The sequence below is a fragment of the Pseudomonas sp. PDM04 genome, from assembly GCF_014851765.1.
GTDB lineage: Bacteria > Pseudomonadota > Gammaproteobacteria > Pseudomonadales > Pseudomonadaceae > Aquipseudomonas.
Window position 1 is genome coordinate 250,344 of the sequence record NZ_JACVAI010000008.1, and the last position, 24,813, is coordinate 275,156.

At 63.1% G+C, this 24,813-nt stretch carries 21 protein-coding genes; 12 read left to right on the forward strand and 9 right to left on the reverse strand.

The window, feature by feature from the left end; all coding sequences use genetic code 11:
* Nucleotides 1–82: 82 nt before the first annotated feature.
* Entirely contained in the window at nt 83–421 is a 339-nt protein-coding gene (locus IB249_RS27780; protein WP_192309301.1) for a hypothetical protein, read from the reverse strand.
* 135 nt (nt 422–556) lie between these two features.
* Here IB249_RS27780 and IB249_RS27785 point away from each other — a divergent pair, with 135 nt between their 5' ends.
* The 5 genes from IB249_RS27785 (at nt 557) to IB249_RS27805 (ending at nt 4,665) form a co-directional block, all read left to right on the forward strand.
* Nucleotides 557–1,153 (forward strand): DUF2796 domain-containing protein, encoded by a 597-nt coding sequence (locus tag IB249_RS27785; protein WP_192309303.1) that lies wholly within the window; start codon nt 557–559, stop codon nt 1,151–1,153.
* Nucleotides 1,154–1,247: 94 nt separating this feature from the next.
* Complete coding sequence (locus IB249_RS27790; RefSeq protein WP_192309305.1) at nt 1,248–1,958, forward strand: ABC transporter ATP-binding protein; 711 nt, start codon at nt 1,248–1,250, stop codon at nt 1,956–1,958.
* Nucleotide 1,959: 1 nt separating this feature from the next.
* On the forward strand, nt 1,960–3,225 hold the full coding sequence (locus IB249_RS27795) for an ABC transporter permease (RefSeq protein ID WP_192309307.1): 1,266 nt from the start codon (nt 1,960–1,962) through the stop codon (nt 3,223–3,225).
* A gap of 11 nt (nt 3,226–3,236) precedes the next feature.
* The gene (locus IB249_RS27800; protein ID WP_192309309.1) at nt 3,237–3,755 is read left to right on the forward strand and encodes a DUF3299 domain-containing protein; all 519 of its coding nucleotides are present in this window, start codon (nt 3,237–3,239) and stop codon (nt 3,753–3,755) included.
* A 211-nt stretch (nt 3,756–3,966) separates the two neighbouring features.
* Nucleotides 3,967–4,665, forward strand: coding sequence for an OmpW/AlkL family protein (locus IB249_RS27805; RefSeq protein WP_192309311.1), 699 nt, complete (start codon nt 3,967–3,969; stop codon nt 4,663–4,665).
* Between the two features lie 80 nt (nt 4,666–4,745).
* Here IB249_RS27805 and IB249_RS27810 read toward each other — a convergent pair whose 3' ends face one another.
* The gene (locus IB249_RS27810; protein ID WP_192309313.1) at nt 4,746–5,675 is read right to left on the reverse strand and encodes an NAD-dependent epimerase/dehydratase family protein; all 930 of its coding nucleotides are present in this window, start codon (nt 5,673–5,675) and stop codon (nt 4,746–4,748) included.
* Nucleotides 5,668–6,552 carry a sugar nucleotide-binding protein gene (locus tag IB249_RS27815; RefSeq protein ID WP_192309316.1) on the reverse strand — a complete coding sequence of 295 codons (885 nt, stop codon included), beginning with the start codon at nt 6,550–6,552 and terminating at the stop codon, nt 5,668–5,670. The genes IB249_RS27810 and IB249_RS27815 overlap by 8 nt, the downstream gene beginning before the upstream one ends.
* A gap of 298 nt (nt 6,553–6,850) precedes the next feature.
* Here IB249_RS27815 and IB249_RS27820 point away from each other — a divergent pair, with 298 nt between their 5' ends.
* Entirely contained in the window at nt 6,851–11,161 is a 4,311-nt protein-coding gene (locus tag IB249_RS27820) for a DEAD/DEAH box helicase (RefSeq protein WP_192309318.1), read from the forward strand.
* A gap of 72 nt (nt 11,162–11,233) precedes the next feature.
* Here IB249_RS27820 and IB249_RS27825 read toward each other — a convergent pair whose 3' ends face one another.
* A complete protein-coding gene (locus tag IB249_RS27825; protein ID WP_192309320.1) occupies nt 11,234–13,351 on the reverse strand; it encodes a mechanosensitive ion channel family protein in 2,118 nt (705 codons plus the stop codon).
* Between the two features lie 247 nt (nt 13,352–13,598).
* Between IB249_RS27825 and IB249_RS27830 the strand changes: the two genes are divergently transcribed.
* The 5 genes from IB249_RS27830 to IB249_RS27850 all read left to right on the forward strand — a co-directional run bounded on the left by IB249_RS27830 (nt 13,599) and on the right by IB249_RS27850 (nt 18,927).
* Nucleotides 13,599–14,801 (forward strand): MFS transporter, encoded by a 1,203-nt coding sequence (locus IB249_RS27830; RefSeq protein WP_192309322.1) that lies wholly within the window; start codon nt 13,599–13,601, stop codon nt 14,799–14,801.
* Nucleotides 14,802–14,941: 140 nt separating this feature from the next.
* Entirely contained in the window at nt 14,942–15,868 is a 927-nt protein-coding gene (locus IB249_RS27835; RefSeq protein ID WP_192309324.1) for a DUF72 domain-containing protein, read from the forward strand.
* Between the two features lie 35 nt (nt 15,869–15,903).
* Complete coding sequence (locus tag IB249_RS27840) at nt 15,904–16,662, forward strand: endonuclease/exonuclease/phosphatase family protein (protein ID WP_225607229.1); 759 nt, start codon at nt 15,904–15,906, stop codon at nt 16,660–16,662.
* Nucleotides 16,659–17,954: a cardiolipin synthase ClsB gene (clsB, locus tag IB249_RS27845; protein WP_192309329.1), complete on the forward strand. Its 1,296-nt coding sequence runs from the start codon at nt 16,659–16,661 to the stop codon at nt 17,952–17,954. The genes IB249_RS27840 and clsB overlap by 4 nt, the downstream gene beginning before the upstream one ends.
* Complete coding sequence (locus IB249_RS27850; RefSeq protein ID WP_192309331.1) at nt 17,941–18,927, forward strand: lysylphosphatidylglycerol synthase domain-containing protein; 987 nt, start codon at nt 17,941–17,943, stop codon at nt 18,925–18,927. The genes clsB and IB249_RS27850 overlap by 14 nt, the downstream gene beginning before the upstream one ends.
* Before the next feature lie 71 nt (nt 18,928–18,998).
* Here IB249_RS27850 and IB249_RS27855 read toward each other — a convergent pair whose 3' ends face one another.
* The 3 genes from IB249_RS27855 to IB249_RS27865 all read right to left on the reverse strand — a co-directional run bounded on the left by IB249_RS27855 (nt 18,999) and on the right by IB249_RS27865 (nt 22,082).
* Entirely contained in the window at nt 18,999–19,757 is a 759-nt protein-coding gene (locus tag IB249_RS27855; RefSeq protein ID WP_192309333.1) for an alpha/beta hydrolase family protein, read from the reverse strand.
* Nucleotides 19,747–20,856 carry a DUF3182 family protein gene (locus IB249_RS27860; protein ID WP_192309335.1) on the reverse strand — a complete coding sequence of 370 codons (1,110 nt, stop codon included), beginning with the start codon at nt 20,854–20,856 and terminating at the stop codon, nt 19,747–19,749. The genes IB249_RS27855 and IB249_RS27860 overlap by 11 nt, the downstream gene beginning before the upstream one ends.
* 233 nt (nt 20,857–21,089) lie before the next feature.
* Nucleotides 21,090–22,082, reverse strand: coding sequence for a GlxA family transcriptional regulator (locus IB249_RS27865; protein ID WP_192309337.1), 993 nt, complete (start codon nt 22,080–22,082; stop codon nt 21,090–21,092).
* Between the two features lie 102 nt (nt 22,083–22,184).
* On the opposite strand from IB249_RS27865, the gene IB249_RS27870 reads away from it, so the two are divergent.
* Nucleotides 22,185–22,739: a cysteine hydrolase family protein gene (locus tag IB249_RS27870; protein WP_192309339.1), complete on the forward strand. Its 555-nt coding sequence runs from the start codon at nt 22,185–22,187 to the stop codon at nt 22,737–22,739.
* Between the two features lie 96 nt (nt 22,740–22,835).
* On the opposite strand, the gene IB249_RS27875 is transcribed toward IB249_RS27870, so the two are convergent.
* Nucleotides 22,836–23,351 carry a single-stranded DNA-binding protein gene (locus IB249_RS27875; protein ID WP_095197174.1) on the reverse strand — a complete coding sequence of 172 codons (516 nt, stop codon included), beginning with the start codon at nt 23,349–23,351 and terminating at the stop codon, nt 22,836–22,838.
* 9 nt (nt 23,352–23,360) lie between these two features.
* On the reverse strand, nt 23,361–24,758 hold the full coding sequence (locus tag IB249_RS27880) for an MFS transporter (RefSeq protein WP_192309342.1): 1,398 nt from the start codon (nt 24,756–24,758) through the stop codon (nt 23,361–23,363).
* Nucleotides 24,759–24,813 lie beyond the last annotated feature (55 nt).

The following is a 24,813-nucleotide window of genomic DNA, read 5'->3' on the forward strand; positions in this document are numbered from 1 at the left end:
CCCCTTGCTCGCGATGGGCGTCCACGATCGGGACTACCTGTAGACGCCGGTGCCCCGACGCTTTTCGCGAGCAGGCTCGCGCCTACAGCCAGCTGTACAGGGGCGTATCCCCGCCGCTCGTCACCTTGACCTGCGAACAATGGCGCAACCGCACCAGCAGGCGTTTGCCCGCTGCCGCGCTGCCGGTCAGCCCTTCCAGTTGATCGAGCAGGTCCGGCCCGCTCAATTGCCCGGCGTTGCGCAACAGGTCTTTCGCGACCTGCCATTGCGTGTCGTCCTGATTCAGCGCTTTGACCGGCGCCTCGCTGGCTTCGGACTTGACCACCTGCACCTGCGCACCGAGGCGCGCCCAGTCGGCGTCGTCCATCTCCAGGGTCAAATCCACCGGCCAGTCGCCGATGGTTCCGCGTATCCGCAACATAAGCCTGCTCCCATCTATTTCTGACCCACATGCTCCCATGGGACTTGTGCAACGCCAAGCAGACGGTCAAACTCTCCGCACTCACGTTATAAGATTACATAACAATTTATTCATCCTGAGTTCCGGAGATTCATCATGCGTCGTCTGCTGCTCGCTCTGCCGTTTGCCTTGTTACCACTGGCTGTCGCTCATGCAGCGCAGGAACATGATCACGACCATGACCATGAGCACGGCAGCCTCGGCGCCCACGAACATGGTGTCGGTCGCCTGAATGCCGCACTGGATGGCCAGACCCTGGAGCTGGAGCTGGAAAGCCCGGCGATGAACCTGGTGGGTTTCGAACACGCCGCCACCACGGACGCCGACAAGGCCAAAGTCGCCGCAGTCCGTGCGCAACTGGAGAAACCGCTGGCACTGTTCAACCTGCCAAAAGCCGCCGGTTGCGTGGTGGCGAGTCAGGCACTGGAAAGCCCGTTGTTCGGCGACAAACCCGAGGCTGACGATGATCACGATCATGATGACGAGGCCAAGGGCGAACACCCTCACGACCACAGCGAAATCCATGCGCACTACCAGTTCACCTGTTCCACACCGGGCGCATTGAAAACCCTGGACCTGGCGAATGTGTTCAACACCTTCCCGGCCACCCAGAAAATTCAGGTACAACTGATCAGCCCGAGCGGCCAGCAAGGCGTTGAAGTGACGGCGAAGGCGGCCACGCTGAAATACTGATGACCTGTGAGAGCGAGCCTGCTCGCGATGCACGCATGAACACCGCGAGCAGTCTCGCTCCCACAGGGTTACCCACTCATTCAACCGGTTTCACATGACTCAAGCACTCATCGAATTGTCCGACCTGGGCTTCAGCTGGCCCGGTCACCCGCCACTGCTGGACATCCCGGCGTTTCGCCTGGAGCCGGGTGAAACCCTGTTCCTCAAGGGCCCGAGCGGCAGCGGCAAGACCACCCTGCTCGGCCTGCTGGGCGGCGTGCAGAAACCGGATCGCGGCAGCATTCGCCTGCTCGGCCAGGAGCTGACCGAACTCGGCGCCGGTGCGCGTGATCGCTTCCGGGTCGATCACACCGGCTACATCTTCCAGCAGTTCAACCTGCTGCCATTTCTCTCGGTGCGCGAGAACGTCGAGTTGCCCTGCCACTTTTCCAGGCTGCGCGCGGAACGTGCGATCCAGCGCCACGGCAGTGTCGACCAGGCCGCCGCCACCCTCCTCGCGCACCTGGGCCTGAAGGATGGCAGCCTGCTCGGTCGCCGTGCCGACTCATTGTCCATCGGCCAGCAACAGCGGGTCGCGGCCGCGCGGGCGTTGATCGGTCAACCGGAACTGGTGATCGCCGACGAGCCGACGTCCGCCCTGGACTACGACGCGCGCGAAAACTTCATTCGCCTGCTGTTCGCCGAATGCCGTGAAGCGGGATCGAGCCTGTTGTTCGTCAGCCATGACCAGAGCCTCGCACCGCTGTTCGATCGCAACCTGTCGCTGGCCGAACTCAATCGCGCCGCCACGCCCGCGGAGGTCTGAGATGTATCTGTTTCGTCTAGCCATGGCCAGCCTGGCTAATCGCCGGTTCACCGCGATCCTCACTGCGTTCGCCATCGCCCTGTCGGTCTGCCTGCTGTTGGCCGTGGAACGCGTGCGCACCGAAGCCAAGGCCAGTTTCGCCAGCACCATCAGCGGCACCGACCTGATCGTCGGTGCGCGCTCGGGTTCGGTGAACCTGCTGTTGTACTCGGTGTTCCGCATCGGCAACGCCACCAACAACATCCGTTGGGACAGCTTCGAACACTTCGCCAGCAACCCGAAAGTGAAATGGGCGATCCCGATGTCCCTCGGCGATTCCCACCGTGGCTATCGCGTGATGGGCACCACCGAGGCGTACTTCGAGCACTATCAATACGGTCGCCAGCAACACCTGGAACTGGCCGACGGTCGGGCCTTCGCCAGTGATCCCTTTGAAGTGGTGCTCGGTGCCGAAGTGGCCGACGCGCTGCATTACAAGCTCGGCGATAAACTGGTGCTGGCCCACGGCGTGGCGGCGATCAGCCTGGTCAAGCACGACGACAAACCGTTCACCGTGGTTGGCATTCTCAAGCGCACCGGCACCCCGGTGGATCGCACGCTGCACATCAGCCTGGGTGGCATGGAAGCGATTCACGTCGATTGGCACAACGGTGTGCCGGCCCGTGGCAACGGCCGGATCAGCGCCGATCAGGCGCGCAACATGGACCTGACGCCCCAGGCGATCACTGCATTCATGCTGGGCCTCAACAGCAAGATTTCGACCTTCGCGCTGCAGCGCGAGATCAACGAATTCCGCGGTGAACCGATGCTGGCGATCCTGCCGGGCGTGGCACTACAGGAACTGTGGAGCTTGATGAGCACCGCGGAAAAAGCCTTGTTCGTGGTCTCGCTGTTCGTGGTGCTCACCGGTTTGATCGGCATGCTCACGGCGATTCTCACCAGCCTCAACGAACGCCGGCGCGAGATGGCAATCCTGCGTTCGGTCGGCGCCCGCCCCTGGCACATCGCGACGTTGCTGGTGCTGGAAGCGTTCGCCCTGGCACTGTCGGGCGTGATCGCCGGCGTGGCTCTGCTTTACCTGGGCATCGCCTCCGCGCAGGGCTACGTGCAGGCCAATTATGGTTTGTATTTGCCACTGGCCTGGCCCAGCGAATATGAATGGACGCTGCTCGGTGGCATCCTGGCCGCCGCGCTGCTGATGGGCAGCGTACCGGCCTGGCGTGCCTATCGCCAATCCCTGGCCGATGGCCTGTCGATCCGACTATGAGGACGTTAATGATGCCCCGCGCCGTGCTTGCGCTGTTGATGCTGGTCGCCCTGCCGTTGTGGGCGGCCGAACCGAAAGAGTTGACCTGGTCGGAAATGATCCCGCCCGATGCGATGCCGGAAGTGCCGAACATGACACCCCTGCACGACCTGTCGCAGATCGGCAACGCACTCTCCGCCGAGTCGGCGCCCGCCGCGAAACAGGACATGCCCAATGCGCCGGTGGTCAAGAGCCTCGATGGACAGAACATTCGCTTGCCGGGCTACATCGTGCCACTGGAAGTCAGTGAAGAAGGCCGTACCACGGAGTTTCTGCTGGTGCCGTACTTCGGCGCCTGCATCCACGTGCCGCCACCGCCATCGAACCAGATCGTGCATGTGAAAAGCGAAGTCGGCGTGAAGCTCGATGAGCTGTATCAGCCGTACTGGATCGAAGGGGCGCTGCAGGTGAAAGCGTCGACCAGCGAGCTGGCGGATGCCGGGTATCAGATGGAAGCGGACAAGATCTACATGTATGAATTGCCGGAGTGAATCTGCGGGTTTGACCTCGCATGATCGATAGCCGTCGCGAGCGGGCTCGCTCCCAAAGAGGACAACTTCAACCCTGTGAGAGCGAGCCTGTTTGCGATGGTTCCGCAAAAAACCGGGCTATCACTGTTTCATTGAGCTGAATCAAAAGACCGTATCAGACGGCTCCGTACCATTGGGACATCAAACATTTCAACGTCCTTCTGGAGCCCCCATGCAAAAGTCTTTGCTCAGCGCATCGTTGTTCGCCCTCGCGCTTGCCGCCCCCATTGCCCATGCGCACGAAGCCGGCGACATCCTCATCCGTGCCGGTGCAATCACCGTCAACCCGAAAGCCGACAGCTCCAGCGTCAAGGTCGACCAAGGCCCGCTCAAAGGTGCCGACCTGGGCGGCAAGGCGACCATGGACAGCGACACCCAGCTGGGTCTGAACTTCGCTTACATGCTCGACAGCCACTGGGGTATCGAGCTGTTGGCGGCCACGCCGTTCCAGCATGACGTGAAGATCAAGAACACCGCGCTGCCTGCCGCCAACGGCAAACTCGGCAGCCTGAAACACCTGCCGCCTACCTTGAGCGTCGTGTACTACCCGCTGGACGCCAAGTCCGCGTTCCAGCCATATGTCGGCGCCGGCATCAACTACACCTGGATCTTCGACGAAGACCTCAGCAGCGATGCCAAGGCCAACGGCTTCAGCAACTTCAAGGCGAAAAACTCCTGGGGCATGGCCTTCCAGGTCGGCGCCGACTACATGATCACCGACAACATCCTGCTCAACGCCCAGGTGCGCTACATCGACATCGACACCCAGGCGACCGTGGAAAACAACGCGGTCGCACCGGGCACACGGGCCAAGGTCAACGTGGATGTCGACCCGTTCATCTACATGGTGGGCCTGGGCTACAAGTTCTGAAGATCGTTCACGTGGTGGGAACGAGCTGCAAAAAAAAGGCGCCTGCGAAGGCGCCTTTTTTCATTCCCGTGCAGTGACGATCAGCGCCCCAGCAATCGTGCCAGGCCGACACTCATCGACGTCTGTGCCGGCAGGACGAAACGCTCGCGCAAGCGCTGGTTGTTGGCCCGCGAATGACGGATATCACCGGATCGCGCCGGGCCATAGCTCACGGGGGGGAGTTCGCCCACCACTTGCTTCAATGCATCGAGCATGTGCTTGAGACTGGTGGCCTGGTTCCAGCCGACGTTGACGGCACCGACGTCCACCTGCGGTTGCTCGATCGCCTGCACCAACAGCTCGACCAGGTCGGCGACGTAGACGAAATCCCGCGTCTGTTCGCCGTCGCCGAACACGCTGATCGGCAGGCCCTTCTGTGCGCGCTCGCTGAAAATGCTGATCACCCCGGAATACGGCGAGGACGGATCCTGTCGCGGACCAAAGATGTTGAAGAAGCGGAAAATCACCGGCTCCAGTCCGTGCTCGCGACGGTAGAAGTCGAAGTAATGTTCGCTGGCCAATTTGTCCGAAGCGTACGGCGTCAAGGGTGCCTTGGGCGTGTCTTCATCAATCGACTCGCCTTCGCCATTGTTGCCATAGACCGCCGCGCTGGAGGCGAACAGCACGCGCTTGACGCCGGCCTGGCGCATCGCCTCGCAGACATTCAGCGAGCCGATGAAATTGCTCTGGTGGGTCTTCACCGGATCGTCCACCGAGGCCTGCACCGACGCCACTGCCGCCAGGTGCGCGACCGCACTGCAACCGCGCATGGCCTGCGCGACCAGGGCCGCATCGGCGACGTCACCGACGACCAGTTCCATCGCCGGATTGTCCAGCGGCAGGTTGCTGCGCTTGCCGGTGGACAGGTCATCGAGGATTCGTACCGAATAACCCTTGGCAAGCAAGGCATCGGTCAGGTGCGAGCCGATGAAACCGGCACCACCGGTGATCAGAACGGGGCCGTCAGCCATGGCGATAAAACCTGTCCAGTAGGCCCGGGAGGGCCGCACGCCAGGCGCGGGGCTTGATCCCGAAGGTATGAAGGATTTTCTTGCAGGCCAGCACTGCGTGTTGCGGCTCTTCGGCGGCGTCCGGGCGCGCGGCGTGGGCCTGGGCGGTGGGCTCCTCGATGGCCAGCGGATGCAGCGCGCGGGCTTCGCTCAGAATCGCCTGCCCCAAGGCCAGCGGCGTGGTCGCTTCGTGCCCGGCGTAGTGGTAGGTGCCCCACAGCGGCGCCGCACAATCGAGTTGCTTGAGCACCGAGATGATCACCCGGGCCGCATCGTCCACCGGTGTCGGATTACCCCGGCGGTCATCGGCCATCAACAGTTCCTCGGGGTGTTCGGCACGGGCCAGGAATCGCCCGAGGGTCCCATCGGGGCTGTCATCGAGCAGCCAGCCGAAACGCAGCAACACGTGCTGCGGACAGGTGGCGCGCACGCTCTGCTCGATTCGCCACAAGGCCTGGCCACGCAGGCCCAGCGGTACCGGTTCGTCTTTTTCGCTGTAGGCGGTCGCCCGGGAACCGTCGAACACGCGATAGCTCGACGGTTGCAGCAGGACGATGTTGTGATGCTGGCACAATTCGGCCAGACGCTCGATCGCCCGCTCCTGCCCGGCCAGACGCGACTCGCTGACCGTCTCCGCCTGAAACCAGTCGAAGTAGTAGGCGAGGTTGATCAACGCGTCCGGGCGGGTGTCGTCGAGCAGTTGCGTCAGGCTCGCGGCGTCCCAGCCGTCCTGCGGTGGGCGGGGGGCGAGGAAGCCGATGTCTTCCTCCGCACCGAGGCGAATCAGCGCCTGCCCAAGGGCATTTCCGCCGCCCAGTAACATAAGGCGCATTCGCATAGAGTCAGCAGGCCCAGTCTTATTGGAACAATGGCTGTATCGACATCGCAGGTCGGCGATGCCGTCGATAATTGTCGGAATCGTTGCATTTTGCGGGTTTAGTGCGCAACCGTCATCCGTAAAGTGTAGATGTCCGGGTTGGGTGGTGTGGCAACTGGCTTCTTCGCGAGCAGACTCGCTCCCACCGGGTGGCGCGATCCTCTGTGGCAACGAGCCTGCTCGCGAAAGGGTCATCAAGGTCACTGCAAATCACGAGTGGCACTTGCATCTTCCTGCCCCCGCCCGCATAAATTCACGCATGAACCTGCCCATCCCCGCAGACAGTGCGCTGAGCGGCTTCCACCCCGCCGTCAGCGCCTGGTTCAGCAGCACTTTCCCGACGGTCACCGCCGCCCAGGCCCGGGCGTGGCCGTTGATCCGCCAGCACCGCTCGACACTGATCGCCGCGCCCACCGGGTCCGGCAAGACCCTCACCGCCTTCCTCGCCGTCCTCGACGATCTGGTCCACCGTGGCCTGGAAACCGCCGCCGGCCTACCCGACGAAACGCTGGTGGTCTACGTCTCGCCGCTCAAGGCCCTGTCCAACGATATCCAGATCAACCTGCAGGCCCCGCTTGCCGGCATCACCGCGCAGTTACGCGCCATGGGCTTGCCCGAGCTGCGGATCAGCACCGCCGTGCGCACCGGCGACACGCCGCAGAAAGAGCGCTCGGCGATGCGCAGGACCGCGCCGCACATCCTGGTAACCACGCCGGAATCCCTCTACGTGCTGCTGGGCTCCGATTCCGGCCGGCACCTGCTCAAATCCACGCGCACGGTCATCGTCGACGAAATCCATGCGATCGCCGCCAGCAAACGCGGCAGCCACCTGGCCCTGAGCCTGGAGCGCTTGCAGGCGTTGTGCTCGACGCCGCTGATGCGCATCGGCCTGTCCGCCACGCAAAAGCCCATCGAGGCGGTGTCACGCTTTCTGGTCGGGCGCGATCGCCCCTGTGAAATCATCGACATCGGCCACGCCCGCCCACGGGACCTGGGCATTGAAGTGCCGCCCGTGCCACTGTCGGCGGTGATGGCCAATGATGTGTGGGAATTGGTCTACGACCGTCTCGCTGTCCTGGCCCGCGAACACCGCACCACGCTGATTTTCGTCAACACCCGGCGCCTGGCCGAGCGCCTGAGCCGGCATTTGAGCGAGCGCCTGGGCAAGCAAGCGGTCGCCGCCCACCATGGCAGCCTGGCCAAAGAATTTCGCCTGGACGCCGAACAGCGGCTCAAGCGCGGCGACCTGCAGGTGCTGATCGCCACGGCCTCGCTGGAACTGGGGATCGACATCGGCGATGTGGACCTGGTTTGCCAGATCGCCTCGCCACGCTCGATTGCCGGGTTTCTGCAAAGGGTCGGTCGCTCCGGCCACCAGGTCGGCGGTACACCCAAGGGCCGTCTGTTCGCCACCACCCGCGATGACCTGATCGAGTGCGCCGCCCTGCTCGACTGCGTGCGCCGGGGAGAACTCGACACCCTGCAGATTCCACGGGCACCACTGGACGTGCTGGCCCAACAGATCATCGCCGAGGTCAGCTGCCAGGAATGGCAGGAGCAGGCCTTGCTGGAGATGTTCCGCAAGGCCTCGCCCTACGCCGGGCTCGACGAACACCATTTTCAGGCATTACTGCAGATGCTCGCCGAAGGCTACAACGGTCGCCAGGGCATTCGCAGCGCGTTCCTGCACCGCGACGCGTTGACCCGAACCTTGCGTGCACGCCGGGGCAGTCGGCTGACCGCTGTGACCAGCGGTGGCACCATCCCGGACAACGCCGACTACAGCGTGCTGCTGGAGCCCCAGGGCCTGAACATTGGCAGCGTCAACGAAGACTTCGCCGTGGAAAGCATCGCTGGCGATATCTTTCAGCTTGGCAACACCTCATACCGCATTTTGCGGGTCGAAACCGGCAAGGTCCGGGTCGAGGATGCGCACGGGCAACCGCCGACCATTCCGTTCTGGCTGGGTGAAGCACCCGGGCGCAGCGCCGAACTGTCGTTTGCCGTGGCGCGCCTGCAAGGGCAACTCGATCAGCTGTTGGGTGCCACGCCGGGCAACCTGCAACCGGCCCTCGACTGGCTGACCGACACCCTCGGCCTGGAACTCGCCAGCGCCGAACAACTGCTGGACTACCTCGCCCGCGCGCGCCTGGCATTGGGCGCCCTGCCCTCGCAGGACACGCTGGTGATGGAGCGCTTTTTCGACGAATCCGGCGGCACCCAGTTGATCATCCACACGCCGTTCGGCAGCCGCATCAACCGCGCCTGGGGCCTGGCCCTGCGCAAGCGGTTCTGCCGCACCTTCAACTTCGAATTGCAGGCCGCCGCCAGCGAAGACGCGATAGTCCTGTCGCTGTCCACCAGCCACAGCTTCGAGCTGGACGAGGTCTGGCGCTACCTGCACAGCAACAGCGCCGAGCACCTGCTGATCCAGGCGGTGCTCGAAGCGCCGCTGTTCGGTGTGCGCTGGCGCTGGAACGCCGGGGTCGCGCTGGCACTGCCGCGCTTTACCGGCGGTCGCAAAGTCGCGCCGCAGATTCAACGGATGAAAAGCGAAGACCTGATCGCCAGCGTGTTTCCCGACCAGATCGCCTGCGTGGAAAACCTGGCGGGCGAGCGCGAGATTCCCGAGCATCCGCTGGTGGAGCAGACCCTCGACGATTGCCTGCACGACGCCATGGACTGCGAAGGCTGGCTCACCTTGTTGCGGCGCATGGAGTGCGGCGAAGTTCGCCTGATCAGCCGCGACCTGCCGGCCCCCTCGCCGCTGGCGGCAGAAATCCTCAGTGCCCGGCCCTACACCTTTCTCGACGATGCGCCGCTGGAAGAACGGCGCACGCAAGCGGTTCTCAACCGACGCTGGGCTGATGCGCAATCCACCGACGACCTCGGCGCGCTGGATGCCGAGGCGATTCAGGCGGTGCGCGACGAAGCCTGGCCAGCACCGAGCAGCATCGACGAAATGCAGGAAACGCTGATGACCCTGGCCTGTCTCACCGAGGCCGAGGCACAGGCCCACTCACCCTGGACGACCTGGCTGGACAGCCTTGCCGGGCAGGGACGCGCCAGCCGTCTGCAGATGGCTGACGGCCAGGCGTTATGGTTGCCACTGGAACGGCTGACCTGTCTGCAGGCGATTTATCCACAGGCCGAGCTGCTGCCCTCGCTGCAGGCGTTGCCGGGATTCGATGAGGCCTGGCAAGCCGATGAAGCCTTGGTGGAAGTCCTGCGCGCACGGCTCGGCGCCTTTGGGCCGTTATCGCTGACAGCGATTGCCGATCCCCTGCAATTACCACCGGCACGGGTCATCCAGGCGCTGGCACAACTGGAACGCGAAGGCCACGTGCTGCGAGGACGATTCACCCCCGATGCAGACCAGGAGCAATGGTGCGAACGGCATCTGCTCGCGCGGATCCACCGCTACACGGTCAAGCGTCTGCGCCGGGAAATCGAACCGGTGTCGTTGCAGGACTTCATGCGTTTCCTGTTCGACTGGCAGCACCTGTCGGCCATGAGCCAGGGCAAGGGCAGCGCGGTATTGCCGGCGATTGTCGGCCAGTTCGAAGGCTACCCCGCCGCCGCGTCGGCCTGGGACACCGACCTGTTGCCGGCGCGCATCAAGGATTATTCGGCGAGCTGGCTGGACGATCTGTGCCGCAGCGGCAAACTGGTGTGGACTCGCCTGACCGGCCACAACAAAAGCGCCAGCAGCGCATTGCGCAGCACGCCGATAGTGTTGCTGCCGCGCAGTCAGGTCGGCTTGTGGAGCGGCCTGACTGAACAGACACCGGTCAGCGAACTGTCGCCAAAAGCGCAAAAGGTCTACGACGCCCTCAGCCAGCACGGCGCGCTGTTTTTCGATGAGCTGGTTCATGAAGCCCATCTGCTGCGCACGGAACTGGAGATTGCCTTGCAGGAGCTGGTCGGTGCCGGCTGGGTGAATGCCGACAGCTTTGCCGGATTGCGCGCGCTGATCACCCCCGCCAGCAAGCGCCAGGCCCGCAGCAGTCGACGCGGGCGTGGGGCATTCATCGGTGGCATGGACGATGCCGGGCGCTGGGCGCTGCTGCGACGCGGGCCGCCGGCACCGCTGGCGGACAGGAAAGCGCCGGTGGCGAGCGAGACCCTTGAACATATCGCCATGACCTTGCTGCGGCGCTACGGCGTGGTGTTCTGGCGGCTGCTGGAACGCGAAGCGGAGTGGTTGCCGAGCTGGCGCGAACTGTTGCGCACCTTCCATCGCCTGGAGGCTCGCGGCGAGATTCGCGGTGGGCGTTTTGTCAGTGGCCTGGCCGGCGAGCAGTTCGCGTTGCCTGAGGCCATCCCTTTGCTGCGCGAAGTTCGGCGGCGGGCGCATGACGGGAGTTTGATCGCGGTGTGCGGGGTTGACCCGTTGAACCTGGCCGGCACCCTGCTGCCAGGAGCAAAAGTACCGGCGCTGGCGAGCAACCGGCTGGTGTACCGCGATGGTTTGCCGGTGGCGGCGGTGATTGCCGGCAAGCCAGTGTTCTGGGTCGAACCGGATCAACCGTGGATTGCCGAGCTGAACAGCAAACTGGTCCGGCATTGACCCCATCGCGAGCAGGCTCTCTCCCACAAGGCAAGATGTCTCCCTGCTCGCGATAAGGCCTGCCTCCAAGCACTAGGTTCGCGACTGATCCGGCAACACCACCCCCGCATGCTCCTGCGGCCCACCCTCTTGTTCAACCTGCTCCACCTGCCGCTTGGGCATCAGCACCTGCTGTGGATAAGTCTGCGCGAAATGCACCCACGGGCTGTTATCCACAAGCTTTTTCAAACGCTGGTTGAACGCCCGACTGACTGCATATTGGCCACCTGACACGGTTCGGAACTGCGCCGTCAGGACCACGCCGTTAAGGTCCATCCTGTCGACGCCGAACACGTCCAGCGGCCCTTGCAGGTTGTACTTGAGAAACGCATCCTCGCGAATCGAATCCCCGGCCTCGCGGATCAAGGCGATGGCCTGGTCGACATCGGTGTCGTAGGTGAACTGCACGGAGAAAAACGCAAAGGCGAACTGCCGCGACTGGTTGGTAACGGCCTTGATCTGGCCGAATGGCACCGAATGGACAAAACCCTTGCCGTCGCGCAGGCGCAAGGTGCGGATGGTCAGGCCTTCGACCGTGCCGGCATGCCCGGAGTCGAGCACCACCCAGTCACCGACCGACAACGTGTCTTCGATGATGATGAACAGGCCGGTGATCACATCCTGCACCAGTTGCTGCGAACCAAAACCGATGGCCAGGCCGACCACCCCGGCACCCGCCAGGAGTGGCGCAACGTTGATCCCCAGGTTGGCCATGGTGGTGATCGCGCAGATCACCACCAGGATGATTTTGATCGCGTTGCGCAGCAGCGGCAGGATGGTCTTGACCCGCGTACTCGGCTGGCGCGCCGAGCGCTTGTTGACCGGTGGCTTCAACGCCTCCTGGATCGCCGTGTCGAGCACCACCCACAACAACCACGTCACCAGCAGGATCAGGCCGATGCTGCTCAGCGAATCGCTGATCGCCCGTCCCACGGAATTGCGCTCGGCGAATTCGAACAGCGACACCCCCCAGATCCGCCCGAGGATTTCAATGAACGCCACGGCCATGACAATCCGCAACAGCGCATGCAGCAAGCTGAGGAAACGCTCCTTGTAGGCACTGCTGCGCTGGATCGCCTCGGCTTTGCGGGATTTGAACAGGTGCTGGAAAATCGTGCTGAGGAACACCGTGGCGATCAGCAGCACAGTGGTGAACAACGCGCAGCGCAGGGCCTTTTGATTGTCTTCGCCCACACCGATCAGGTTGATCACCGAGACCAGTACCATCAACAGGATCGGCCAGTACCACAACCCGGAAAAAATCCGCAGGGACTCCTGCAACGAAGGCTGTTTCAGGCGCTGCGCCAGCGAACGGTTACGGATCAGGTGCGCCACCGGGCGACGCAGGCGAATCACCAGCAGGCCGAAGATGATCGAGGCAAACAGGCCGGTGAACACCGCGATGCTGCTGGTGATGTTGCCCCCCAGTTGCCGGGCGATCTGCGGGCTGGTCAGGGCATCGCTGAGCGCCGCGAGAAAGCCGATCAGGAACAGCGGCCGAGGGCAGTAGTCACGGATGATCTGCACGGCCGGGCGCTTGTGGCCGGTCTTGAACAAGACCACCACGCACAGGAACATCGACGTGGAGAAAATGCCGCTACTGGTGGCGTAGGCAAAGCACAGCGCCAGCGCCCGGCCCACCGAGGCAGGCAGGAAATGGCTGACATACAGGGTCAACGGCAGGCAGATCACGGCAGGCAAGGTGTAGGGCAACACATAACCGAGCAGGTCCTGCCCCCGATGACGCTGGCGCAGCCAGCGGCCCTGACTCAGGCGCCGGGCCAGCAACCCACCCAGCACGGTCAGCAAGGCGAAGACGCCGAGCCACACACCGGAGAGCAGCAGGAAATCGCCTACCACGCTCATGGGCGATCGCGACGACGGCTGGTTCACCAGCTTGCCGACTTCATCCGCCGCCCGATCCGCCCGCAGACGCCAGGCATCGACCAGATTTTCGTTGAGGTCGAGTTTGTCCTGGACATCATCGATGCTCGAACTGATCGCCCCCAACAACCCGCCCTGAACCAGGGGCTCGGGTTTCGCCGACTCCTCGGCGGTAGCCGGAACACCCGGCAGCGGTTCGGCTTGCAGTACGTTGCTGGCAAAAATCAGCAACGCCCCCAGTAACATCGCGGTCTTGAACTTGAACAAAACGGGGGAGCTCCTCGAAAAGGGTCTGTAAGGAACTGATTGGCATTTGGCCGGCAAGTTCACCCATCAGGCTCGAGAACGATGAGGTCTCCCAAATGGCGTTGCATCACCAACCGTTCCCCAGGGCACCCTATTGACCAGTCGATATTTGATCAGCACGCAAATATCAAATGCTTATTTCTGTATTTTTCCGCATGAGCCAAACCCCGAGACTGCGCTCCATCAATCAACCACTGGAGTGGCAGCCATGCCCATTGCCTTGCTCGCGCTGACGCTCAGCGCTTTCGCCATCGGGACGACCGAGTTCGTCATCGTTGGCCTGTTACCCACCATCGGCGCCGACCTCGGCGTCAGCCTGCCGTCCGCCGGCCTGCTGGTCAGCCTCTACGCCCTGGGCGTTGCCGTTGGCGCGCCCGTACTGACGGCCCTGACCGGCAAGGTTCCGCGCAAGCGGCTGCTGTTGTCGTTGATGGTGCTGTTCACCCTCGGCAACCTGCTAGCCTGGAAAGCGCCGAGCTATGACTCGCTGATCATCGCGCGGATTGTCACCGGCCTGGCCCACGGGGTGTTTTTCTCGATTGGTTCGACCATCGCCACCAGCCTGGTGCCGAAGGAGAAAGCCGCCAGCGCGATTGCCATCATGTTCACCGGCCTGACCGTGGCACTGGTCACCGGCGTGCCGCTGGGGACCTTCATCGGCCAGCATTTCGGCTGGCGCGAAACCTTCCTCGCCGTTTCGACACTGGGTGTGGTGGCGTTCATCGGCAGCCTGCTCTACGTGCCGAACGATATCGCTCACAACAAGCCGGCGTCCCTGTTGCAGCAATTGCAGGTGCTCAAGCAACCGCGCTTGTTGCTGGTCTATGCGATGACGGCGATCGGATACGGCGGATCGTTCATCGCCTTCACCTTCCTGGCGCCGATTCTTCAGGACCTGTCCGGTTTCAGCGCCAGCACTGTCAGCCTGGTGTTGCTGGTGTACGGCCTCTCGGTGGCCGTCGGCAATATCTGGGGCGGCAAGCTGGCCGACAAGCGCGGCCCGATCAGCGCGCTGAAAATCGTCTTCGCCCTGCTCGCCGCCGTGTTGTTCATGCTGACCTTCACCGCCAACAATCCATGGCTGGCGCTGGCCACCGTACTGGTCTGGGGCGCAGTCGCATTCGGCAACGTGCCGGGTTTGCAGGTGTATGTGGTGCGCCAGGCCGAACACCATACCCCCCACGCCGTGGATGTCGCCTCCGGCTTGAACATCGCCGCCTTCAACCTCGGCATTGCCGGTGGCGCGTGGGGCGGTGGCTTGATCGTCGCCCACATGGGGCTGATTCACACGGCATGGATCGGTGGCCTGGTGGTGTTGGTGGCGTTGGCGCTGACCCTGTGGAGCGGTCGCCTCGATCGCCTCGGCCCGGTGCATGCCCCGGGCTCGACCCACATCGTCACCGGCCATTGATCCTTTGCAGGAGCGAGCTTGTTCGCTCCTGCAGAGGCGGTGTGAAGGATGGACCGTCCGTAGCCCGGTGGAAACTTTCTCGATTGCCCCACAGTCATCAAAAGACAGGGGCAACCGAGGACCATCACACGGGAGGCGACATGGCGGCGATTCACATTGGCATTTCAGGTTGGCGCTATATGCCCTGGCGCGGGGACTTCTACCCGAAGGGGCTGACCCAGAAACGCGAATTGCAGTTCGCTTCCCGGGCCGTCAACAGTATTGAAATCAATGGATCGTTTTACGCCCTGCAACGGCCTGAACGTTACGCCCAGTGGTACGCCGAAACCCCGGCGAACTTCGTCTTCAGCGTCAAGGCCCCGCGCTTCATCACTCATATCCGGCGCCTGCGCGACATCCATATTCCCCTGGCCAACTTCTTCGCCTCCGGGGTGCTGGAACTCAAGGAAAAACTCGGCCCGATCCTCTGGCAGTTTCCGCCCAACTTCAAATTCGACGCCGAGCTGTTCGAGCACTTCCTCGAACAACTGCCCCACGACACCGCACAGGCCGCCGCCCTCGCCCGCCAGCACGACGCGCACCTGCACGGCCAGGCCAGCACCCGGGCGTACAGGAAGCGGCCATTGCGCCACGCGGTGGAGATCCGCAATGACAGCTTCATCGATCCGGCATTCGTCCGTTTGCTCAAGCGCTACAACGTCGCGCTGGTGATCGCCGATACGGCCGGCAAGTGGCCCTATCGCGAAGACCTCACCAGTGATTTCGTGTACCTGCGCCTGCACGGCGCCGAAGAGCTCTACGCCAGCGGTTACACCCCGCAGGCGCTGAAGCACTGGGGCGCGCGGATCGATGCCTGGCACCACGGCGGGCAACCGCCGGACCCGCAGTTGATCGCACCGCGGCTCAAGCCCCGGGCGCGCAAATCCCGCGAAGTGTTCTGCTATTTCGACAACGACATCAAAGTCCGGGCCCCCTATGACGCTCGCCGCCTGCTCAAGCACTTTGATCTCGACAAGGACCTCGCCACGGCACCCGGCGAACCGGCCGCGCAAGGGGTGCTGTCATGAATGAGTCCGTGCCGCTCGCCGCCCCCGACAACTCGATGCAAACCCTGGCCGCCGTGCGTCGCTTCACGGTGTTGACCGTCAACACGCACAAGGGATTCACCGCGCTGAATCGGCGTTTCATCCTGCCCGAACTGCGTGAAGCCGTCCGTAGCGTATCGGCTGACGTGGTGTTTTTGCAGGAAGTCCACGGCGCACACGAACATCACCCCCGGCGGTACAGCAACTGGCCGGAAATGCCGCAATACGAATTCCTCGCCGACACCCTGTGGCCGCAGTTCGCCTATGGGCGCAACGCGGTTTACCCGGCCGGTGATCACGGCAATGCGCTGCTGTCGAAATTCCAGATCATCCAGCACGACAACCTCGACGTGTCCATCAGCGGTCACGAGAACCGCGGGCTCCTGCACTGTGTGCTGCGACTGCCGGGCGAAGGCCCCCAGGTGCATGCGATCTGCGTTCACCTGGGGCTGCGCGAAACCCATCGCAATGCGCAGCTCAAACTGCTGGCCCAACGTCTCGACGAACTGCCGGGCGATGCGCCGGTGATCGTCGCGGGCGATTTCAACGACTGGCGCCAGCGCGCCGACGCGCTGCTCAAACCCTGCGGCCTGCGCGAAGTGTTCGCCGAGCACCACGGCAAACCGGCGCGCAGTTTCCCGGCGCGCCTGCCGGCCCTGCGCCTGGACCGCATCTACATACGCAACCTCAAGGCCTGCCGCCCGCAAGTGTTGGCCTCACGTCCCTGGTCACACCTTTCCGACCACGCACCGCTATCGGTGGAGATCGAACTATGAGCAGCGCACCGTTGGAAGAAACACCCGTGGAACACCTGTCCACGGCCCAGCCGGTCCGGGAACCCGGGGTGGTCGATGTCGAATACGGCTGGCAGGGCAATAACCGGGTGAAACTGCTGGAAAACGGCGAAGCCTACTTTCCACGGGTGTTCGAAGCCATGCGCCAGGCCAGGACGGAAATCCTCCTGGAAACCTTCATCGTGTTCGAGGACAAGGTCGGCAACGAGTTGCAGCAGGTGTTGATCGAGGCCGCACAGCGCGGCGTCCGGGTCACCGCAAGCCTCGACGGTTTTGGCTGTGGCGAATTGACCACCGGTTATCTCGCGGCGCTGAGCGAGGCCGGCGTGCGCATCCAGATGTTCGATCCGGCCCCCAAGCACCTGGGCTTTCGCACCAACTGGTTCCGTCGCCTGCATCGCAAGATAGTGGTGGTCGACGGCACCATTGCGTTCATCGGCGGGATCAACTTCTCCGCCGATCACCTGGGCGACTTCGGCCCCGAGGCCAAGCAGGATTATTCGGTGGAAGTGCAAGGCCCGGCGGTGGCCGACATTCATCATTTCGCGCTGCTGCAAAGCGGTCGTCCGGCCCGGGCCAAGTATTGGTGGCAGCGGCGCCGGCAGCGACGTTCGGAACTGGCGTTCAACGATCACGATGGCCAGGTGCGCCTGGTCTACCGTGACAACGGCGACCACCGCACCGACATCGAGGAGGTTTATCGGCAAGTCCTACGCACGGCGCAACGGCGGGTGGTGATCGCCAACGCCTATTTCTTTCCCGGCTATCGGCTGCTGCGCGAGATCCGCAATGCCGCGCGCCGAGGTGTCGATGTACGACTGATCCTTCAGGGTCAGCCGGACATGCTGGTGGCCAAACTGGCGGCGCGCATGACCTATGACTACCTGCTCAAGTCCGGTGTGCGCATCCACGAATATTGCGAACGACCGCTGCACGGCAAGGTGGCGCTGGTGGACGAGGACTGGAGCACCGTCGGGTCGAGCAATCTCGACCCGCTGAGCCTGTCGATGAACCTGGAAGCCAATGTGCTGATCCGCGACCGCCTCTTCAATCAGGATTTGTTCGAGCGCCTGGAAATCCTCAGCGAACACCACTGCAAGGCAATGTCCCCGGACAAGGCTCCGCGCGGGCGGATCTGGCACATGACGGTGGGCTTCCTGGTGTTTCACTTCCTGCGGCATTTTCCGGCCTGGGCCGGTTGGCTGCCGGCTCACAAGCCACGGTTGAAGCCTTTCACCCATCTCAGCGGGAGTGACAACCATGGACCGCGCTGACACTCACTCGCCTGCTCACGCCCCCAGCGCATCGCCGTCACGCTGGACGCGCTGGAAGAAGCCACTGACGATGCTGTTTTTCCTGGCGCTGATCGTGCTGTTCACCCTGCTGGCCCAGCGCATCGAGTGGAACGAAGTGTTCGCCACCCTGGCCGACTTCAAGGTGCGCACGCTGATCATTGCCGCCGGGCTGACGCTGGTGAGCTTTCTGGTGTACGCCTGCTACGACCTGATCGGCCGCACCTACATCCGCCAGGACCTGACCTGGAAACAGATCCTGCCGGTGGGCATCATCAGCTACGCCTTCAACCTCAACCTCAGTGCCTGGGTCGGCGGCATCGCTATGCGGTTTCGCCTTTATTCACGGCTGGGCGTAAGCAAGAGCAACATCGCGAAAATCCTCGGGCTGAGCCTGACGACGAACTGGTTCGGCTACATGCTGATTGCCGGCGTGGTGTTCAGCAGCGGCCTGGTGCGCATGCCTCCCGGCTGGAAACTCAGCAGCGACGCGCTGCAAGGCGTAGGCGTGTTGCTGTTGCTGGCGAGTGCGGGCTATCTGGCGGCCTGTCGGTTCTCCAGACGCCGGGAGTGGTCGATTCGCGGGGTGGAAATCAACCTGCCGTCGCTGCGCATGGCGATCCTGCAATTGCTTCTCGGCGCGCTGAACTGGTCGCTGATGGCGGCGGTGATCTTCACCCTGCTGCCGAGCAAACTGGATTACCCGCTGGTACTCGGGGTGTTGCTGATCAGCGCCATCGCCGGGGTCATCACGCACATTCCGGCGGGGCTCGGCGTGCTGGAAGCGGTGTTTGTCGCGTTGCTGCAGCACGAAGCATCGCGGGGCAGCCTGGTGGCGGGGTTGCTGGCGTATCGGGCGATCTACTTCATTCTGCCGTTGCTGATCACACTGGTGATGTACCTGGTGGTCGAAGCAAAGGCCAAGTCGCTGCGAATTGCCAAAAAGCCCGAGTGATGTGATGGCGAGGCCATCGCCGGTTGACCTGTGGGAGCGCGCCTGCCCGCAAGGCGCCAGGCAGGCCAACCTCATTTCGACTGAATGATGCTCAACCGCTCCCCCACCACCATCTCGGTAATCCAGTCCACCAGGATCGAGGTATACGCCTGCTGCGAAACCGGCTCGCTCAACGCGTGGTCGGCGCCGTCGATGATCCGGTGGGTCAGCGAATGCGTCTGCTGGCACGCGGCACGGTAACTCATGATCGTCGCGTGGGGCACGTAGTCGTCGGTCTCGGATTCCACCAGCAGCACATCCCCGGTGAATTGCGCACAGGCATGCAGCGCACGGTTGCTGTCGGCGCGCACCAGCGTGCTGCGGTAATCGCGCAGGTCCAGCTTGTCCAGCTCACGCTTGGGGGTGTGCCATTGTTCATCGCGATACAGCGCCGGCACCCGCAGCGCCAGCCAACGGACCGGGCGCAGGGACGTCAGGATCGACGCCAGGTAACCGCCGTAGCTGGTGCCGACCACGGCAATCGCCGAGGTATCGAGCGCCGGATGCGCCAGCAACCGGTCGTACGCCGCCAGCAGGTCGCGCAGGTTATCTTCGCGAGTGACCCGCGTCAGCGGAATGCCGGTACCGCCGGTGTGCCCGCGCAGATCGAAGGTCAGGCACACGCAGCCCAGGCCGGCGATGCCTTTGGCCCGCTCGAGGTCACGCTCCTGACTGCCACCCCAGCCGTGCACGAAAAGCACACCGGGCACTTTGGATTTGGGACTGAGAAAGGTCCCGCTCATCTGTTCATCGTCGATGTCGATTTGAATGCTTTCGCTTCTAGCCGTCATAGGATTGGACCGTTACATACTTGAGGAGGAAGTCGCTGTTGTGCGCCGGCCCGCGATACACCTCGATGGCATCCGCCGGCAGCGCCTGATCGATATAGGTTTCCACCGAAGAAACGCGGATCGCGCGCATTTGCGGGTCGTTGATGAAACTCTGCAACGCCGCCACTTCCGCGCTGCTGGCACCGCCCATTCGCCAGGATTGCTCCAGCACACCGCTGCGGCGCTTGCCGTTGGCGTCCAGACCCTGGGCGATGTCGTAGTTGCGCCGCGAGGCGTAGAAACCAGGGTAGGCCTCATCCGCCGCCCGGTCGAACACCTGCGCTTGATGGATCGCCAGGCGCACATCGTCGGGCCACTCCAACTCGAGCAAATTGTCGTAATGCCCTCGCACCACAACCAGGTTCGAACCGCCGTAGACTTCCTCATCGTGGGCATCGCGGGTCAGGTATTGATCACCGCAGTAACTCAGCACCATGTCGCCGATGAAGCTCTGGCCGACGCTGTGAGTGACCACCTCGCTCAGGTCCTGCTCGAGCACCACGCCCTCGGTAAACAACGTCCGGGCTTCGGGCCTGGCGAGCACGGCGTCGAACTGATCCAGGCTCTTGATCACTTCCTGACCGCGTCCGGCACAGGCATGAATCGGCTTGAGGCGAATCGGGCCGGTGTAGAGCAAGTGCTCTGCCGCAGACCGTGCATCATCGAAGGAAAACACGCTCAGGCCGTCCAGCACCACGCCACGCACCCGCTCGGAAAACAACGATGACCAACCGAGCGGGGCGAATGCATTTTTGTCGCGCAGGCCGTGACTGATGGCCTTGGTGCAAATGAAATCATGCTCGACATAACCGCCCCACAGATCCTCCGGCCCTTTGACACCCAGTTGCCGGGCGGCAGCGGCACCGACCAGGGTCTGCGTCGGCAACAGGTACAGATCGCGCCCCTGGTGGCGGTCGGGGTCATAGCTGCCGCCATACTTGAAGCCCAGGATCTGCGCCAGCCATCGGGCGAGCGCGCGATTGGTCTCGACTTCATGCTGCGCAGCATCAGGCCGCACCGAATGGGCGACCACCAGTTTCTTGCGGTTCGTTGGGGTCATGCATCCCCCTTCAATCGGCACTGGATGAATGTCAATGGAGGGTTGCAGAGATCAGGCCAAGCGCCGGGGCCGGGAAACACGCTGCAAATCAGGCCGTTGCGGTAATCGCCTGGCGTCGCGCCCGTTTTATTCTGCACGACACCTCGTTCATTCCTTGCATTTTGCACGATTGAAACTCAAGGTTCCCCGGTGGTAGCGAGCCTGCTCGCGAAAGGGGGCATGTCTCGATGCAACTATCGAGGCGCCGCAGTGGGCGTCACCCCAAACCTCGAACGGTAATCACTCGGCGCCAGCCCGGTGATTTTCCTGAACGTCGCGCGAAAGGCGCTCGGGTCTTGATACCCCACGGTCCAGGCGATGTGGTCGATGGTGCCGTTGGTGAACTCCAGCATCTCCCGAGCCTTGCCGACCCGCAGATGCTGGCAGTACTCGGTGGGTTTCAGCCCGGTGGCTGCGCGAAACCGGCGCAGGAAGGTTCGCTCCTCCAACCCTGCCCGTTCGGCCATCGCCGGCAGCGAGACATCGGTGGCCCCGGTGCTTTGCAGCCAATGCTGCACCCTGAGAATCGAGGCGTCGCCGTGGCTGAGGATCGGCGCGAAGTTGCTGCCACACTCGCTGGCGCTGTCGCTGTGTTCCACCACCAGGAACCGCGCGGTGCCGGTGGCAATGCTCGGCCCCAGCAGGCGGTCGACCAGGCGCAGGCCCAATTCGGACCACGCCATCAGCCCGGCCGTGGTGATCAGGTCGCCATCGTCGACAATCGGCGTATCGGCCTTGAGCCTGACCGCTGGATAACGCTCGGCGAAAGCCTTGGCCGAGGTCCAGTGAGTGGTGGCGCTGCGCCCGTCGAGCAAGCCGCTTTCGGCCAAAAGAATCGAACCCACGCAGACACCGCCGACGGTCGCCCCCTGAGCGTGTTGCTGACGAATCCAGCGCAGCAGCTCCGGTGGCGCCTGGCCTTCGGAAAAACCGCCAATCGACGGCGGAATCAGCAGCGCCACCAAGCCTTCGTCCGCCGCCGGAGAACTGTCGTAGACCCGTGCGGGCACCCCGGCCTCCTCCACCTGCCAATGGCTGACCCGCAGCAACGGCAACGCCTGCGCCTGATGGTCGGCGGCAATCCGGTTGGCTACACCGAACAGATCCGTCAAGCCGTGCACCGCCGCCATCTGCGCGCCAGGGTAGATCAGTACGCCCAGCTCGGCGATCGGCCTTTGTGCGTCCATTGTCAGTTTTCCCCTCTCTATTGTCGGTGCGGCCAATCCTCGCAGACCCGGCCAGCCCCGATACTTCATTGCACACCCAATCAGCACAACAAGGAAACCGTCATGGCCAAGCAAGCACTCATCGTAGTTGATATCCAAAACGACTACTTCCCACAAGGCAAGTGGCCGCTGGTCGGTGCCGACGCCGCGGCAGACAAAGCCGCCCGCCTGATCGAAGCCTTTCGTGCGGCCGGCGATAACGTGGTGCACATCCGCCACGAATTCACCTCCCACGACGCGCCGTTCTTCACCCCCGGCTCGGAAGGCGCGAAGCTGCATCCCAAGGTGCTCAACCGTGCCGAAGAGCCGGTCGTGCTCAAGCACTTCGTCAACTCGTTCCGCGAAACCGAGCTGAAGTCGATCCTCGACGAGCAAGGTATCAAGGAACTGGTGGTGGTCGGCAGCATGAGCCACATGTGCATCGATGGCATCACCCGGGCCGCCAATGACCTTGGCTACAGCGTCACCGTGATCCACGACGCCTGTGCCTCACGCGACCTGGAGTTCAACGGCCTCACCGTCCCGGCTGCACACGTCCATGCCGCGTTCATGGCGGCGCTGGGCTTCGCCTATGCCACCGTGGTGTCTACCGACGAGTTTCTCGCGGCCAGCCATTGAGGTTGCACCGGCACCCGCTACCCCGCTGACGCCCACAAAAAAGGCCCGACGCTGTCAGCGCCGGGCCTTTGGGTTCAGATCAAGTGTAACGGTCGATCAGAACGGAATATCGTCATCGAAGCTGTCGAAATCCGGAGCTGGCTGTGGAGCGGCCTGCTGAGGCGCCGGGCGCGACTGTTGCGGTGCCGACTGCTGCGGACGCGGTGCCTGCTGGCGTGGCGCGGATTGCTGGTAGTTGTTGCCACCGCCCTGTTGGTCGCCCTGTTGTGGACGGCCGCCCAGCAGTTGCATGGTGCCTTGCATGTCGACCACGATTTCGGTGGTGTAACGTTTGATACCGTCTTTTTCCCACTCGCGGGTCTGCAGTTTGCCTTCGATATAGACCTGCGAACCTTTACGCAGGTATTCACCGGCGATTTCCGCCACCTTGCCGAACATCGACACACGGTGCCATTCGGTTTTTTCGACTTTCTGACCAGTTTGCTTGTCGGTCCATTGTTCGCTGGTCGCCAGACTCAGGTTGGTCACGGCGTTACCGTTAGGCAGGTAGCGAACTTCGGGATCCTGGCCGCAAGTGCCGACCAATATGACTTTGTTAACCCCACGGGCCATAACGTTCTCCTAGGCTTCGCACGCTGTCGCGGCCGGGTTGTTCACCAGACGCTCGAGGGTGGTGCGATCCAATAGTTCGGTGTCCAATTTGATGTAAATCGCCGCTTCATCGGCAACGATCACTGCATCTGTTACCCCTACCACGGCCAAAAGGCGCTCGACCAGACCCGCTTCGCGGATCGCCTCGGGCGACAACGGCAAGCGCAGGCTCGTCACGTAGGGAGGTTCGCGCATGGTAACAGCAAAGGCCAGCCAGAGGGCAGCCAGACCGGCGCATCCAAGGAACACAACCGACAGGCCGCCGTGCTGGAACATCCAGCCGCCGAGTATCCCGCCCAGTGCCGATCCGAGGAACTGGCTGGTGGAATAGACCCCCATCGCCGTACCCTTGCCGCCCGCCGGTGAAACCTTGCTGATCAGCGATGGCAACGAAGCTTCCAGCAAGTTGAATGCGGTGAAGAACACCACCGTTCCGATCACCAGAGCCCGCAGGCTATCGCCGAACTGCCAGAAGAATAGCTCAGTGAGCATCAGCGTCAGCACCGCGCCCAATAAAACTCGTTTCATTTTGCGTTTCTTCTCGCCGTAGATGATGAACGGGATCATGGCGAAGAAGGAAATCAGCAGCGCGGTCAGGTAGACCCACCAGTGCTGCTCTTTGGGCAACCCGGCTTTTTCGACCAGGGCCAGCGGCAATGCAACGAAGCTCGACATCAACATCGCGTGCAACACAAAAATGCCCAGGTCCAGGCGCAGCAAATCCGGGTGCTTGAGCGTCGGCAGCAATGCCTGCCGCGCGACGCCGGACTCACGGTGCTGCAACGGCCCGGCGGCACGCGGCACCATGAAAGCGACGATCAGGATGCCTACCAGGGCCATGCCACCCGTGGCGAGGAACAGCCCCGACAGACCGAAGGCACGGGTCAACAACGGCCCCACCACCATGGCGACCGCGAACGACAGGCCGATGGTCATGCCGATCATGGCCATGGCCTTGGTTCGATGCTGCTCGCGGGTCAGGTCTGACAACAACGCCATCACTGCGGCGGAAATCGCACCCGCACCTTGCAGGATGCGTCCGGCGATAACCCCCCAGATCGAGTCGGCACTGGCGGCCAGCACGCTGCCCAGGGCAAAGACCACCAGCCCCAGGTAAATCACCGGGCGGCGGCCGATACGGTCGGAAATGACGCCAAAAGGAATCTGAAAAATCGCCTGGGTCAGGCCGTAAGCGCCAATCGCCAGCCCGATAAGGGCCGGGGTCGCTCCCGCCAGGTCCATCCCATAGGTCGCCAGCACCGGCAACACCATGAACATGCCAAGCATACGGAAGGCGAACACGAGGGCCAGACCGCTTGCTGCGCGGGTCTCGCTACCACTCATGCGTTCGCTATGGGGATCGTGCATGGAAAAACCTCATGTGAACCGGCCGCGATTCTACCAGTCCCATCGATTGACGGGG